Source organism: Streptomyces sp. SCSIO 30461, from assembly GCF_037023745.1.
Taxonomy (GTDB): Bacteria; Actinomycetota; Actinomycetes; order Streptomycetales; family Streptomycetaceae; genus Streptomyces.
On the sequence record NZ_CP146101.1, the window covers coordinates 6,466,993 to 6,482,682 of the forward strand.

8 protein-coding genes and 1 pseudogene are annotated in these 15,690 nt (G+C 70.7%); 1 reads left to right on the forward strand and 8 read right to left on the reverse strand.

The window, feature by feature from the left end:
* Positions 1-20: 20 nt before the first annotated feature.
* The 3 genes from V1460_RS29135 to V1460_RS29145 form a co-directional block, all read right to left on the reverse strand.
* Positions 21-4,634, reverse strand: coding sequence for an RICIN domain-containing protein (locus tag V1460_RS29135; RefSeq protein WP_338676582.1), 4,614 nt, complete (start codon positions 4,632-4,634; stop codon positions 21-23).
* A 543-nt stretch (positions 4,635-5,177) separates the two neighbouring features.
* Complete coding sequence (locus V1460_RS29140; protein ID WP_338676583.1) at positions 5,178-6,626, reverse strand: ATP-binding protein; 1,449 nt, start codon at positions 6,624-6,626, stop codon at positions 5,178-5,180.
* Positions 6,623-8,290 carry an FAD-dependent oxidoreductase gene (locus V1460_RS29145; protein WP_338676584.1) on the reverse strand — a complete coding sequence of 556 codons (1,668 nt, stop codon included), beginning with the start codon at positions 8,288-8,290 and terminating at the stop codon, positions 6,623-6,625. The genes V1460_RS29140 and V1460_RS29145 overlap by 4 nt, the downstream gene beginning before the upstream one ends.
* 372 nt (positions 8,291-8,662) lie before the next feature.
* Here V1460_RS29145 and V1460_RS36520 point away from each other — a divergent pair.
* Positions 8,663-8,752 (forward strand): annotated as a pseudogene (locus V1460_RS36520) (DUF397 domain-containing protein); the annotation flags it as partial.
* Here V1460_RS36520 and V1460_RS29155 read toward each other — a convergent pair.
* From V1460_RS29155 to V1460_RS29175, 5 genes are all read right to left on the reverse strand, one after another.
* Positions 8,739-11,003, reverse strand: a complete 2,265-nt coding sequence (locus V1460_RS29155; RefSeq protein WP_338676585.1) for a tetratricopeptide repeat protein — start codon at positions 11,001-11,003, stop codon at positions 8,739-8,741. The pseudogene V1460_RS36520 and the gene V1460_RS29155 overlap by 14 nt on opposite strands.
* Before the next feature lie 501 nt (positions 11,004-11,504).
* A complete protein-coding gene (locus V1460_RS29160; RefSeq protein ID WP_338676586.1) occupies positions 11,505-12,995 on the reverse strand; it encodes a hypothetical protein in 1,491 nt (496 codons plus the stop codon).
* Positions 12,996-13,153: 158 nt separating this feature from the next.
* Positions 13,154-13,435 carry a hypothetical protein gene (locus V1460_RS29165; RefSeq protein ID WP_338676587.1) on the reverse strand — a complete coding sequence of 94 codons (282 nt, stop codon included), beginning with the start codon at positions 13,433-13,435 and terminating at the stop codon, positions 13,154-13,156.
* 189 nt (positions 13,436-13,624) lie between these two features.
* Entirely contained in the window at positions 13,625-14,302 is a 678-nt protein-coding gene (locus V1460_RS29170) for a response regulator transcription factor (protein WP_338676588.1), read from the reverse strand.
* Positions 14,299-15,606, reverse strand: coding sequence for a sensor histidine kinase (locus V1460_RS29175; protein ID WP_407077548.1), 1,308 nt, complete (start codon positions 15,604-15,606; stop codon positions 14,299-14,301). The genes V1460_RS29170 and V1460_RS29175 overlap by 4 nt, the downstream gene beginning before the upstream one ends.
* Positions 15,607-15,690: the final 84 nt, after the last annotated feature.

Consider the following 15,690-nt stretch of genomic DNA (forward strand, 5'->3'; position numbering starts at 1 on the left):
GTTTGTCATGGGCCTCTCGTCTAGAGCTTCCCATCCCGCAGGAGATAGGTTAGCTGATCTCCTGAGGATCGCCACCCACCGAGGTACTCCCCGACGTTCGGTCCGTTTGCGGCGAATGACGCGTGCAGCCCCGTGTCATCTACGTAGTGAATGGCTTCCTGCGTGTTCCTCCACGTACCCTTGATCACCTTCGTTCCCGGGTTCTTCACGAGCTGCTCAATGGCGAGTATGAATGCCTGTCCATTCACCTTGTTGTAGTTGCCCTTGATGCCGAAGTCTGCGGCGTGCATGATTCCCTCGTTACTCTCCCGCATGTAGTGGTGCGGGAGTTTGTCGAGCGATATCCACTTGGTGCCGCACCCGGGCCCGCTCCTGGCGAACGCCGCGCTGGTGATGCCGGCCTTCGAGCCGTTGTCGAGCACGTGGTGGCCGGCGCCGACCGCCGCGATCGGTGTGCTCCTTCCACCGGCCCGCATCGCGGAAGCCGAGGCGGGGAGCTTGCCCTTCAGACACAGTTCGCGCAGGTTCTGGATGGCCTTGTTCATGACGCCGGCGATGACCTGCTCCGAGAGCCCGGCGGCCCGCAGGCCCTTGAAGGCGTCGGCGAATCCGATGCCGAGCCTCATGGCCGCATCGGCTGCCTTGACGGCGTCCGCGATGGGCTTGAGGAGCTTGCCCGCGAACAGCGCGCCGACATCCACCGCTGCCCAGGCGCAACCGCCCCAGCTTCCGCTCTCACCACCGGGGGTGAGTTTCTGGGCGCACCTGATCCAGCTGCCGAAGAGGATGTCGATCGGGTCGACGCCTTCCTGGAACTCGGCGATCGTGATGTTGTGCGTGACTTCCTGGGACAGCACGTCGGACCGGTGCTCGCCCAGGTAGACGGTCGCGCCGGCAGGGCAGGTGTACTTGGTCGGGTCCAGGTCCTGCGCGGTGCACAGGTACAGGTCGACGATCGCCCGGTACCGGAGCTTCGCGGTGATGGTGCAGTCGCCGCGGTAGGCGAGCTGGTTGATCCAGCCGTCGCAGCCCGACGTCTTCTTGACGATCTCGGGCTCACCGACCTTCTCGATGTGGTCGATGACGTGGAACATTCCACCGATGGAGCCGCCGGCCCCGTCGGTGACGGTTCCGGTCTCGATCTGCTTCGCGTTGGCGGCCTTCTCGGCTCTGTCGGCCGCGTCCTGGGCTTCCTTGGCGTACCTTGCGGCGTCCTTGGCGGCCTGTTCGGCTTCGGTGGCGGCGGCGTCGGCGCGGTCGGCGGCGGCGCGGGCGTCCTTGGCTGCCTGCTCGGCCGCGGCAGCGGCCTGACGGGCGGCCTGGGCGTCGAGTGCGGCCTGGTCTGCGGAGGCGCGGGCGTCCTCGGCGTAGCCCTCGGCGCGTCCGGCCGCCTGGTCGGCGGCCGCGGCGTCCGCGGTGGCCTGGCGGTCGTACTCGACGGTGCGGGCCAGTGACGCCGATGCCGCGGATGCCGCCTTGGCGGCGTCGGCCGCGTAGCCCAGGGCCTCCTTGGAGTAGGTGCGGGCGTTGGCGGCGTGGGTGGCGGCGTTGGCCGCGTACTGGTAGGCGATCTTCGCGTCGCCCGTGGCCTGGTCCGCGAGGTTCTTCGCGGCTGCGGCCGCTGCCTGCGCGTTCTTGGCGTGGGCGTCGGCGACGGCCTTCTGCTGGTCCGCGATCGTCTTCGACGCCTGACCGGTCAGCACGACCAGGCTGGCGGCCGAGTCGGTGGTGACGTAAGGGGAGCCGAGCTGGATCGCGTCGTTGGCCGGCTTGGCGACCTGGGCGGCGGCGTTGCCCGCGTCGACCGCTGCCTGCGCGGTGACATGGGCGAAACCGGCGGCCCTCGCTGCGGCGGCCAGAGCCTTGATGGCCTCCTTGTTCGCCGCGTCCGCCTCGGACTTGGCGCTCTTGGCCAGCTTCTCCGCCTCGTTCGCCAACGCGACGGCGGTCTTGGCCTCGGCCAAGGCGTGCTCGGACGCCTTGATCGCGTCGGCCACGGCGCTGGTCGCGGTCTTCACCGCGGCGTCGGCCCTCAGCTTCGCGGCCTGGGCGGCGTCCGCGTTCGAACGGGCCCGCTTGGCGGCTGCCTCGGCGCGGGTGGCCGCGGCATCCGCCTCGGCGGCGGCCTGCGTCGCGGCATCCGCCGCGGTGCGGGCCCGGCCCGCAGCCGCTTCGGCGTCGTCCGCGTGCCTGTCCGATTCGTCGGCAGCAGCGCGGGCGGCGGTTGCCGCGTCGCCCGCTTCCAGGGAGTCGGCGTAGGCTCCCTTGGCGTCGGCCTTGGCGCGTGCGACGTCGGCCTTCTGCTCGGCGTCCAAGGCATCGTCGCGCTTGGCCTTGGCGTTGTCGCGGGCGTTGACCGCGTCGTTCTTCCGCGCGACGGCGGTGGCTTCGGCGGCCTCGGCCTTCTCCTTGGCGTCCTGGGCGTTGGCCGCCTCGGCCTGTGCGGTCTGCTTGTGCTGGTTGGCTTCGGCCTGCTTGGCGGCGGCGGTCTCCTTCTCCGCCTTGGCCGTCTTCTCCTCGGCCTCCGCCGCCAGTCGCTTCGCACGCGCATCGGCGGCCGCCGCCTTCGCGTCCGCCTCCGCCTTCAACGCGACGGCGAGCTTGGCCTCCGCGGTCTCCTTGTCCTTCTTCGCGTTGTCCCGGTGCAGCTTCGCCGCGTCAGCAGCCGCCTTCGCCTGCAACTCGGCCTTGTGCGCAGCCTCCTTACGGAACTCCGCGTTGACCTGAGCCGCCTGCGCCAACGCGCGCTGCGCGATCGTCGCACTGTCACCGGCGGACGCCCTCGTCGCCGCCTCGGCGGTCTCACCCGCCTTCACCATCGCCGTCAACGCGGCCACGACGCCCTTGGTGACCTGCGCCTTCTGCTGACCCACCAGCAGACCACGACCCCGCGGCGCACCGGCCGCGTCCGCGATCCCGTACGCCACCTGCTCGGCGGCGTCCGACGCCGTACCCGACTTCTTCGCGTTCTCCAACTGCACCTTCAGCGCAGCCAACTGCTTCTTGGCAGCGGCCTGGGTGCCGGTGACACCCTTCGTCGCCTTGTCGAACTGCGCCTTGTCCGGGTAGGAAAGACTGTCCGTGCCCTTGTGACCGGACGGCTTGATCAGGAACTTCTGTGCAGTGGTGTTCTTGCAGTCCCACAGCCGCGAGTCCGTGCTCTTCGTGAACGCGCTCAGGTCCAGGCACTTGCCCGTGGACACGCTCTTCAGGGGCGAGGTGGCGCGGACATCGCCCTTCCACGACTGGCCCTTGGATTTGTAGCAGTCCGAGATCTGGATCTTCGTGCCGTTCGCGGACGCGTTCCCCGCAACATCCAGGCACTTGAACGAACCGACGTTGCGAAGGTGGAAGTCGTCCTCGCTGCCCTCGATCGTCCACTGCTGCGCGGCGCCGCCGTTGCAGGTGTAGATCTGGACCGGCGTGCCGTTGGTCTTCCCGCCGCCCTGGACGTCCAGACAGTGCCCCTTGGCGCCGGGCACCTCGACCGTCACATAGCTGTCGCCGATCCAGCCCAGACCACCCGCGGACCAGTAGTCCTGCCAACGGGCCAGGCGGTCGGCGATCCAGGAGTGCCCCAGCAGGTCGCCCAGGGTCTTCGCGCCCGAGGCGAGAGCCTTGGTGGCGTCCTTGTTGGCGGTCAGAAGCTGGTTGCGCTGGGTCGCCTGGGAGGCGACCTCCTGCTGCCACTCCTGCCCAGCCGTGTCGGACAGGTCCTTCAGGACCTTGTTCGGGTCCATCGGATCGCGCCAGGCGCACGACGCGAACCGCGTCTTCAGGTCCTCCACCGCGACCCGGTACTCAGCGGTACCCGGCTGCGGTGCGGTACGCGCGAATCCACCGGAGGCGAGGAACAGACGGGCGTTGTCCGCACCCGTCGGCTCAAGCGACCAGTCTGTCAGATGCTCGTACCCGTCGTGCTCGGCCGAGTCCCGGCTCCAGTTCGGGTTGTTCGCGGCCGTGGGGTCCTTGCCGTACAGCGGTCCGCCGAGGTCCTTGACGGCCTTCACCGTCGCCTCGTCCGCCCTCGGCGTGGGGTCCTTGTAGAAGTCGCTTTCGTTCTTCCAGAACCGGTCGGCGACCCACTTGGTCAGACCCGTCTGGCTGTAGAAGTCCTCTGTGCCGGTGCTCGCCGACGTACCCGGCGGCCAGTGGAACCCCGCCACCGTGAAGCCGGCGGGAGTCTCAAGCCCGTCGAGCGGCTTCTTCCAGGTCTCTCGCAGGGCGTGGAGGGCTTCCAGCTCCTTGTCAGCCGCGTCCCGGTCCTTCTTGTACGCCTGAGCGAGCGGGGTGTCCTCCCAGTGCTTGCGGTTGGCGAGCTCGTGCAGCCTCTCCTGAGACTGGTTCAGCCCGTCCTGCGCGGTCGCGGACATCGAAGGCCCGCCGAGCCGGAGCACGTCCGACATCAGGCACTGGTCCTGCCGCAGCTCCTCGGCAGGGGTTTCCTCGTACCAGTCGTAGTCGTTGCCCACCGGGGCCATGCGGTCCCCGGCGTTCCGGTGGAGCACATCGGGCTGGACCGCCAGGCCACCGAGGACGGCCAGCGCCGCCACAGACGTGACGGCCGTGGTGAGAGAGGTCGATGATCGTGATCTGGGGTTGAGCAACCCCGGTCTGAAACGCAAAGGGGGCATCCTTCACAGCGAACGTGAGCAGGCGAGGGTGACCGCCGAAAGGGCGGGTGAAGGAGATGACGCGAGGGTCAGCCAACCGTCCTGGAACCGACACAGGGCGGGCTTCCGACGCCGACCCGAGCGGCGTTCACCATGAGCCGGCAGCACGGCATGACGATGCGTCCTTCCCCCGTGGCAGCGCAGTCCCCCCGGCTGCCGAATGACGTGCGCGCTGCGGCGGGGCGGTCAAGGTTCCCCTACCGGGCGCGCAGCGTTCACCCTAGACGCAGGTCAGCCGGGCCCCGCAAGGGATGACTCCTGGGCCGAGGCCGTACCGCGGAATGTGGTTGCGCCGGTTCCCGTGATGCGACGCGTGCAAATGCCGAGGTCATGCCACGAGTTATCTGTGTGGCTGCTGTGAACGAAGAGTGCGGAGAAGGGTTTGTTTTCCGCCATAAATCGGCTGGATGTCGCGCACCCTCTGGCCCTGGATCGACATCGGCTCGCAGTCGATCGGAGACTCGGCGAGGAGCCCGCACGACGGCTCCGCGACCGCCGGCGGAGTCAGAGGGGCTGATCGGCCGAAGGCCGCACCAGCGGAAGGCACACCCGGAACCGGGTGTCCCCGGGCCGGGATTCGACGCGGATGTCGCCGCCGTGCTTGTTGACCACGATCCGGTACGAGATGTCGAGCCCGAGCCCCGTCCCCTGCCCGACCGGCTTCGTGGAGAAGAACGGCTCGAAGATACGGGGCCTGATCTCCGGGTCGATACCGGCTCCCGTGTCCCGTATCTCGACGTACACATGCTCGGCCTCGTACCAGGTGGCGAGGGTGAGGACGCCGGTGCCGTCCATCGCCGCGAGGGCGTTGTCGATGAGGTTCGTCCACACCTGGTTGAGCTCCGCCCCGTAGGCGGGGACCAGTGGAAGGTCGGGCTGGTACTCCTTCACCACCCGCACACCGGCCGGGATCTTGGCCTTCAGCATCACCAGTGTGGCGTCCAGGAGTTCATGGATGTCCACCGGCTGCTGGGCGGCGCGGTCGAGTTGGGAGTACTGTCGGGCCGCGTCGACCAGACCGGAGATCCGTCCCACCGCGTCGCCGATCTCGTTCATCAGCAGCTCCGTGTCGACGGTGTAGTTCAGCCAGCCCACCGCGGCCCGGCGGTTGTCGTCGGAGAGCTCCGCGGTCGCGTCGGCGAGCCACTCGGCGTCGATGCCGCCTGATACGAAGGTGGGGGCGATGTCCCAGGCGTTGGCCACGCCCGTCTCCTCCAGCCAGTCGCCGAGCTCGTCCTCGGCGTCCGCGGCCTCGATGGCCGTCAGCTGGCGGGCGGCGCGAGCCCGCTTCACCGCCGCGTCCTGCATCTCCACCAGCTCGTGGAGGCGTTTGCCGTCCACCCGCCCATCCGCGATCAGCGCCAGTTTGTACCTCATGTGCGCCACCCGGTCCCGCAGGGTGTCCGTGGCGCGGACCGCAGCGGCGGCCGGGTTGTTGAGCTCATGGGTCAGACCCGCAGTCAGTGAGCCGAGGGCCACCAGCCGCTCCCGCTCCCCCACGATGATGTCGCTGGCCCGCAGCCCGAAGAACAGCCCTTCCAGCAGATGCAGGGCCATCGGGAACCAGGTCCGCACCGCGGTGGCGAACTCCACGGCGGGCAGCACGAAGAGTTCCACGTCCGTGACGGCCCGCATCGTGTTGGGGTAGGCCTGATCGACCCGATCCCCCAGGTACGCCTGTGTGGCCCCGGCGTACGCGCCCTTCTGGTCGCTGCGCATCAGCTCGATGTCGTCGCCGTGGAGCTGGCGGCTGAGCGCGACCGTTCCCGACAGCAGCACGAAGAAGCAGGACGCGTCCTCGCCCTGGGTGTAGACGTGGTTACGGGCCTGGCGGGTCTCCACCCTTCCGCGTTCGGACAGCCAGGCGAGCTGCTCGTCGTCCAGCGCCTCGAAGAGGAACAGCGTGCGCAGTTCGCCGGGGGGCAGTGTCCGCCGCGCTTCCGGAGCTGTCATTGGCCCTCCAGATAGCGGTGTACGAGCGTGACGGCCATGGCGCCCTCGCCCACCGCCGAAGCCACCCGCTTCACCGAATCGGCGCGCACGTCCCCCGCCGCGAACACCCCGGGAACGTTCGTCTCCAGGTGGTACGGGGCCCTGGTCAGCGGCCAGCGCGGCGATCGGCTGCCCGCCGCCGGGAGGTCGGGGCCGGTCAGGATGAAGCCGCGTTCGTCCCTGGCCACCAGTCCGTCCAGCCACTGCGTCTGCGGCTCGGCGCCGATGAACACGAACAGCCGGCTCGCGTCCACCTCCGTGAGCGCCCCGGTCCGGTTGTCCCGCAGTGTCAACCGCTCCAGGTGGCCGTCCCCGCCGCCCGCCGCCACCTCCGTGCACGAGTGCACCTCGATGTTGGGCAGGGCCTCGATCTGCTGGATCAGATACGCCGACATCGAACGGGTCAGATCCGGGCCTCGCAGCAGTACGTGCACTCGCTCGGCGAAGCGCGAGAAGTAGACCGCCGCCTGGCCCGCCGAGTTGGCGCCTCCGACGATGTACACGTCCTCGCCCCGGCAGTTGGCCGCCTCGAACGACGCGGAGCCGTAGTAGACGCCCGCGCCGCTGAAGTCCTCCAGTTGTGCTCCCGAGAGCCGCCGGTAGGTGACCCCGGTCGCGAGCACGACGGTGTGCGCGCCGACCGATGTGCCGTCGCCGAACCGCAGCATCCGGCCGGACCCCGCCGCCTCGGCCGCCTCCAGGGCCACCACCTCGGTCGCGCTGAGGATCTCCGCCCCGAAGCGGCTGGCCTGTCTCCGCGCCCGGTCGGCGAGTTGTGCGCCGGAGACCCCGTCCGGGAAGCCCAGGTAGTTCTCGATCCTGCTGCTCTGCCCCGCCTGCCCCCCGGTGGCCGTGCGCTCGACCAGCACCGTGCGCAGCCCCTCCGACGCCCCGTACACCGCCGCGCCCAGACCGGCCGGGCCCGCGCCGATCACGACCACGTCGTAGAAGTCGGCCGCCGGGCTGGTGCGGAGTCCGACCTGCGCCGCCAACTCCGCCTCGGACGGCGCGTGCAGGGCCTTGCCATCGGCGGTGACGACCAGCGGTACATCGCACGCGCCGAGCCCGGCGGCCCGCAGCAGCTGGGCGCCCTCGGGCTCATCGGCGGGTATCCAGCGGTACGGGACCAGGTTGCGCGCGAGGAACTCGCGTACCGCGAAGGAAGGCGCCGACCAGCGATGGCCCACCACCCTCGTCTCGGGTGTCTCCGGGTCCGATGCCGCGTCCCACAGGTCCACGAGTGTGTCGAGCACCGGATAGAGGTTCTCCTCCGGAGGGCTCCACGGTTTGAGCAGGTAGTGGTCGAGGTCGACGACGTTGATCGCGTCGATCGCCGCGCCGGTGTCCGCGTACGCGGTGAGCAGGACGCGGCGCGCCCTCGGGAAGAGGTCCATCGCGGCCTCCAGGAACTGGACGCCGTTCATCGTGGGCATCCGGTAGTCCGCGATCACCACGGCCACCGGCTCACCCCGCAGCTTGACCTCGCGCAGCGCTTCCAGTGCCTCGTCCCCGGAGGTGGCGCGCAGCACGCGGAAGCGGTCGCCGTAGTGGCGCCGCAGGTCGCGGGCGATGGCCCGGGAGACACCTGGATCGTCGTCGACGGTCAGGATCGTCGCCTTCGCCATCTCCTCATCATGCGCGCGGTGCGGTGCGTACGCCTGTCGGGGCCGTTCCGCCGTCGGCAGTCGGAGGGTCGGACGACGGAGTGCGTGATGTTGCCGGTGTAGAAGCCGGCCACGGCGGTCAGGGGATGGCGATGCCGTGCGGGGCCCGCGTATACGCTCGCGTTGCGCTCGCACCGGCGTCGGTGCTGCCGACGCCGGTGGGCACCTCCCGGACCGCATGGGCTGCGGTGGGTCCCACGAGCCGCCCGATGAGACCGCCTACGGCACCTCACCGCGACTGCGGCGCCGCGCCCTGGCGCAAGAGCAGCTACGGCAACGGCCAAGGCGGCGAGTGCCTGCAGGTCCGCGACGACATCCCCCGGAGTCGTCCCCGTCCGTGGCAGCAAGGTCCCCGACGGCCCCGTGCCGGTCGCCCCCGCCGCCTGGAGCGCGTTCGTCGGCGGCGTCGTCAGCGGAGGCTGAGTTTGCGGCGGACCTCGGCCTCCCGCACGGGGTAACCGAGGTCCGCGTACACCTCAGCAGCGCGCCGGTAGTGGGTGTCGGCCGCAGGGACGTCGCCCTGGGCCAGAAAGTTGTCGCCGATGGTCTCGGTGAGCGCCGCCACACCCACGCCGTAGCCCGCCTCGTCGAAGACGGCGAGTGCGGCACGGTGGTGGGCTGCACCGTCGGAGAGAGCGCCGCGTCTCTCCTCCAGGCGCCCCAGTTCACGCAGCGTCCAGCCCTCCCCCACCGGGCGGTCGTGCTGCCGGTACAAGGCCAGGGCGGCGCGCAGGGAGTGTTCGGCGCGGGTCAGATCGCCGGTCTGGACGTAGGCCGCGCCCAGATTGCGCTGGGCGTCGGCCGGATAGGCGGGGCTGCCGCCGCGGCGTACGAGTGCGGCGACCGCCGGTTCGAGGCAGACGATGGCCTCATCGGGGCGGCGGCGGTCCAGGTGGAGCGCGCCGAGGCTGCTGAGGACTTCCGCCTCGCCCATGGCGCGGCCGAGTTCGCGGTAGGCGTTCAGGACCGTGCGGTACTCCGCCAGCGCCTGGTCGTAACGGCCCGCGTGGCGCAGGGCGTCGCCCAGCAGACGGCGGGTCTTGATCTGCTCGGGCCTGGTGCCGGTGTGACGCTGGATGGCGACGGACATCCGCAGATGGTCCACAGCCTGGTCGTAGCGTCCCTCGTGCAGATACGCGGCGCCCATGCCGCGCATGGCACATGCCGAGACGCGCTGTTCGCCGAGTCGACGTGCGGTGTCCAGGATGCTCGTCCACATGGCGAGGCGCGGCAGTTGGCTGGGCTGGTCCCACAGCCAGCGGTCGGCGGCCAGGGCGAGTCGGAACCCCTCGGTGTGCAGCCCCTCCCGCACCGCTGCCCGCACGAGGAGGGAGACCGTGCTCTGCTGCGCACCGCCCCAGGCGTGACTCCCGTGCTCGGTCGCGTCCTCGGTGTGGGCGGCGATGAGACGGGCGAGTACGGCACGGCGTTCGGCGGGGTCGGTGTCTCGTTCGAGGCGTTCGGCGGCGAACAGCCGGACCAGATCATGGAGCCGGTAGGCGTCGGGGCCTGTGCAAGCGAGGAGTTGGGCGTCGGTGAGACGTTCCAGGGCTGATCGGGCGGCGTGGGGATCGCGGCCCGCCGCGGCTGCCGCGACCCGGACGGTGACACGCGGGCCGGGGTGGGCGCCGAGGCTCCGGAAGAGGGCTCGGTCAGCGGGTTCCAACGCGGCGTAGCACGCCTCGAAGACGGCGCGTACGGCGAGGTCGTCAAGGTGGAGCATGTCCAGGCGATGGCGTTCGTCGGCGAGCCGGGCGGCGAGTTCGCTCACCGGCCATCCGGGGCGGGAGCGCAGTCGGGCGGCGGCGATCCGGACGGCGAGGGGCAGTAGCCCGCAGGCGCGGACCACCTGGAGGGCGGCTTCGGGCTCGACGTCCACCCGGTCCTGCCCGGCGACGGCGGCGAGCAGTGCGAGCGCCTCGCTGTCGCCGAGGCCACCGAGGGCGAGGGGCGTCGCCTCGGGGACCCCGTCGAGGGCCTTGCGGCTGGTGATCAGCGCGAGACAACCGTCTCCGCCCGGCAACAGGGGCCGGATCTGGGCGGCGTCGGCGGCATCGTCCAGCAGGAGCAGGACGCGACGCCGGGCAGTACGGTTGCGGAAGCGCGCGGCGAGCGCCGCGATATCGCCTGACCGCTCCTCGACCGGTGCGCCTATCGCTTCGAGCAGCCGGGCCAGTACGGCGGCCGACGTGGCCGGGGTGCCGCGACCCGCGCCGAGATCGGCGTAGAGCCGGCCGTCGGGGAAGCGCGGACCCAGTTCGTGCGCGAGGCGGATGGCAAGGGTCGACTTGCCGAGCCCTGGCGCGCCGGTGATGGCGATGGCACGGTGACCGGCGTCCACCAGACGCAACAGCTTTCCGACTTCGTCGGCGCGGCCGGCGAAGTCCGCTATCGGCGGCGGGAGTTCATCCGGTTCGGCGGCGGGCGGCACAGCTGGGCTGTCCTCAGGCGCCGTGGCTGCGGGGACGGCGCGGTGTGCACGTACGGCCCCGACGGCGGTGGCGAGGGTCAGCAGGCCGACCAGCCACCAGGCGTACGGAGAGAGGGGCACGAGGGCGTCGGGGAGGGTGCCGCCGGTCGCCACGTTCACTGCGATGGCGAGCAGTACGGACAGCAGGACGGACAGGAGACTGGTGCTGATGGCCAGCACGGTCGTGGCATGCGTACGCCGCACAGTCCCCCCGTCCCCCAACCGCCGTACACGTGTGCCCATTGTGGCGTATCCGGGCGAGGTGTCGTGCGCGCGTCACTGCCGATGCGCAATTCCCTGGACCGTCATGCTCCGTCGCGTACTTTCGGCTCTGGAAGTGCCGGCCCGGCTCGGTGTCGGTGATCGGCATCGCCACCAATGCGGTCGTGGACACCGTGCCCGTCGGCCGGTCCCCGCTCGGGATCGCGGCGGGCGTGGTCACCGCCCTGGGAGGGACCGGTCCGGTCGACGCCCTCATTGCCCTGGGGCCGCGGCACTGGTGCTCGGACTTGGCCGGCTATGCGTGCTGTCGTGGCTGTACGCCGCGATGTCGAGTGGTATCTGGGACGTCGCACGAGATCCTCGCTTCCCGGCGGAACGGCTCGGGACGCGGCAGCAGCAGCCATGGCGAACGGACGGCGCTCCGCCACTCCACGGGGGGGGGTGGCGGAGCGCCGTCGGTTCAAGGGCTGTGGATCAGTACGCCTAGCTGGGCGTCGAGGCGCTGCCCTTGCCGCTCACCAGGGTCCATTCGCGGTGCAGGCTGCCCAGCGGAACGCGCTTGCTGAAGACCGGCGTACCGAAGATGGACAGCTGGAGCTGGAGGTTGCCGTTCAGGTCGAAGCCCCCGTACAGAGCCCAGTTGCCGACGATCGACGCCTTGCCGTCCGATGAGGCGGTGGCCGTGACGGCTGCCTCGCCGCGCAGATAGGGCGCGAACTCGGCGCTGACGCCGACCAGTCCGTAGAGGCCGACGGAGGCCTCGGCGCCGAGCACGGCCTTCGCCTGGCCGCCCGCGGTGACCTTCGCGGTGATGGGGGTGCCCTTCACCTCGGAGGTGCTGACCGGCTTCCAGCCGTCGGCGCGGCTGTAGCTGCCGCCGACGCGGAAGTCGCCGTTCACCTTCTGCTCGACGTCCAGGGTGATGCGGCCGTCCGCCTCCACCTGTATGTAGCAGGTCAGATCGAGGTTGACGACGACCGGCACCGGGCCGACCTGGATCACCGGGTCGGCGTGCAGCTTGGCGAACGGGATGCGCTGCTTGACCTCGCCCGACGCACGGCCCTTGAGCCGCCACTGGGCGTCCCAGTCGCCGGACAGTCCGAGGAAGGCGCCGCGCGGGACGGACTTGCCGACCTTGCCATTGCCGCTGCCGTCGTAGGAGAACTCCACCTGCGGGGAGAGCTGGACGAAGCCGGCCACAGAGGCGGCGGCGGACGCGGGTGCGTCCTTCGCGGTGGCGATGGAGGTGCCGACATCGAGGCGCAGGCTGCCGAGGGGCAGCTTGGCGCCGTTGGGCCCGAAGGTGATCCCGTCGGGCTTGGCCCAGGAGAACTTGACGCCTTCGACGAGGGGTTCGACGTCCATCGTCGACGGGTCGACGGGGACTTCGCCGTCGGCCTTGTCGTCGTTCAGGACGGCGTTGAGGGTGGTCGGCTTGGTGCGGACCTCGGTGCCCTGCTCGGTCTCGTTGACGACCTCGATGACCTCTGCGAGCAACCCGTCGGGAGCGCCGGGGGCAGGAGCGCTGGCGATGATGTCGCCGGACCTGACGGGGGCGTCGCTCTCGGGGCCGTCGGAAGGGCCGGCGGTGGGGGCGTCCGATGAGCCGTCGGTGGGCTCGGTGGAGGGAGCGGAAGGGCTGGAAGGGCTGGAAGGGCTGGGGTCGGGAGAGCGCTTCGACGGCTTGGATATGACGGCGCGTCCGGTGCTCTTGTCGTACGCGGCGACCGTCAGCGCGGTCTTCTTGGCACCGTTCCCCCTGCTGCCCGCCGCGGCGACAGCCGTCGGCGTGGGGGCGTCGGTGGGCGCCGCGGCGACATCGAGCTGCTCGGAGCTGTCCGCCGCGGCTTTGGCTACCGGGGTCGGACCGGCGCCGGGGCCGGTCTGATGGGACGGTGCGGAGCATGCGCTCGCGGTGAGGGCGAATGTCGTCAGGGCGACAGGGACCAGGAATCTCCTGGTGAGGGCACGCACGGGTGGTCCTCCGGCGAGATGGGTCGGGGGGTGGCTTCATTACTCGGGAGTAATGAACTCGGCCGAAGCATGGCATGCCCACACCCGTTCGTCACGGTCGGGTGCTGTCAATGCGCTGTTGTTCACAAAGAGTTGACATCAGCATGCCCCAAGTGTGGTTATTTGTTGCATATTGCCCGGCTACACAGCGGTGGATTGTGAGCCTCGGCGGCACGCCGCGTGCTGTCGAGGTGGAGCTCGACGTAGTCGACGAGCCGCCGCGCGTCCTGCGGTTCGTCCGCCTGGAAGGGGCGGAGGCGGAGCAGCAGGACGTCGTCGAGCGCCACACCTTCACGCGCGAGCACGAACACAAGGGTGAGCAAGGCGGACCGCGCGTTCCCGTCGTCGAAGGGATGGAAGAAACAGACGTCCGGATAGGCGCGTGCCAGCCGCTTCCGCAACCGGTCTTGTCGGTGACCTGGACGATCAGATTGCGGGCACCTCTGCCGCCGACGCGCTGTCGAAGGGGTACCGGGCGGGATCAGCTGCGTCCCGGCTCAGGTAGCTGGGCACCAGGTCGGGTATCACCGCGCAAGCCTCCCCGCCCGCCGCACACCGGTTCAGGTGATTTCCGCATGGCTCTGACGGGCTCAGCAGCCTGGGACGACAAGGCCCGACTCATACGCGATGACGACGAGTTGGGTGCGGTCCCGGGCACCCAGTTTGCCCATGATCCGGCTGACATGCGTCTTCGCGGTGAGCGGGCTGAGGCCGAGTCCCTCGGCGATCTCCGTGTTGTTCAGGCCACGGGCGACCAGGGCCAGTACCTGACGTTCCCGCTCGGAGAGGCCGTCGAGTCCGGCCACCGCCCTCGGGGCGTCGGGGGTGGCGAGTACCCGGGCGATGAGCCGGGCGGTGGGCCCCGGTGACAGCAGGGCTTCACCGGCGGCGACGGTCCGGATCGCGGCGAGCAGGTCCGCCGGCCTGATGTCCTTGACGAGAAAGCCGGAAGCACCCGCGCGCAGTGCGTCGATGATGTGCTCGTCGGTGTCGTACGTGGTCAGGACCAGCACCTTGACACCCGCGAGGTCGTCGTCCGCCGCGATCTGCCGGGTGGCCTCGATACCGTCGGTTTCGGGCATCCGGATGTCCATGATGACCACGTCGGCACGCTCGGAACGGGCCAGGGCGACCGCTTCGCGGCCGGTGCCCGCCTGGGCCACGACCTCCATGCCCGGTGCCGACTCGACCAGCATCGCGAACGAGGCGCGTACGAGGGTCTGGTCGTCGGCGAGCAGCACACGGATCGCCGTCCCGGCCCCGGTCATACCGCGGACTCCCCCATCCCGAGCGGCAGCACGGCCGCGACCTCGAACCCACCGCACTCGCGCGGTCCCGCCGACAACGTACCGCCGACGCTGCGCGCCCGTTCACGCATACCCGCGATACCGAACCCCGCACTGGGCCCGCCCGATCCACCCGATCCACCCGATCCGCCCCGTGCGCCGTCCCACGGGGATACGCCGTCGTCGGTGACGGTGAGCCGCAGCGCCCCGCCGCCCCGGTCGTCGGCGGCGAGGGTGACTCGTACCGGCGCGTCAGGACCCGCGTGGCGGACGGCGTTGGTCAGGGACTCCTGGACGATGCGGTAGACGGCGGCGCCGGTCGCGGAGGCGACGCTCAGGCCCGGCGGGCGTATCTCCAGGTCGGCCCCGGCGGCACGGACCAGCGCGGGCAGCGCCTCAAGACCGGGCAGCGGGCCGTCCCCCCGACTGCCGTCGTCCCGCAGCACCTGGAGCGTGGTGCGCAGTTCCTGGCGGGCCGTACGGCAGGTCTCCGCGATCTCGTCCAGCGCGGTGGCGACGGCAGCACGGTCCAGCCGGTCCGGAGCGGAGGTCAGTACGTGCGAGGCGACCGCCGTCCGTACGCCGATGAGGGTGATGCTGTGCGCGAGGAGGTCGTGCAGATCGCGGGCGATCCGCAGCCGCTCCTGGGCGACGCGCCGCGCGGCCTCCTCCTCCCTGGTGCGTTCCGCGCGTTCGGCGCGGGCCACCACGGAGGCGATGTAGCGCCGGTAGGTACGCACGTCCACGCCGAAGATCAGCACCGCCAGAATCCAGCCGGAGGCCCACAGGGCCCCCGCGCCCTCGGCCGTACCGACCTTGAACATCACCGCGACGGTCGCGCCCATCACCCCCGCGCCGATGACGAACGTCAGCAGCGGACGCGCCGTGGCGGCCACGGTGTAGAGGGCCAGCACCGTGGCCGGATGCGGAGCGGCATGGGTGTAGTCGGCCGCGTGGTACGCGACCGCGCAGACCAGCACCACCGCCAGCACGAGGACAGGGCGGCTGCGGCGCCAGACCAGCGGTACGGTCCCGGCACCGAGCAGCAGCCAGCCGAGCGGGTCTGGGGCCCGGCCGCTGCCGACGGTGAGAGCGAGCACGACGGTGACGGCGCCCGCGCCGAGCGCGATCAGCACGTCATGGCGCAGGCGGTGCGGAGCGGTCAGCGGGTCGCGGCTGACGGCGGTGAGCACGCGCTCCCCCAGGCGGGGCCGGGGTGTCTCCGCGCCCTCGTCGGCGTACGCGGCCACCGCCCGCGCCATGGCCGCGGTCAGTCGTCCCGCCATCCCGGCTCCCGTCTCCGACTCCCGATCCGCTTCCCGGCCCCCACGAGTTCGCATGAGCCCCCTGAAGCCGCCACGAGGCCTCAT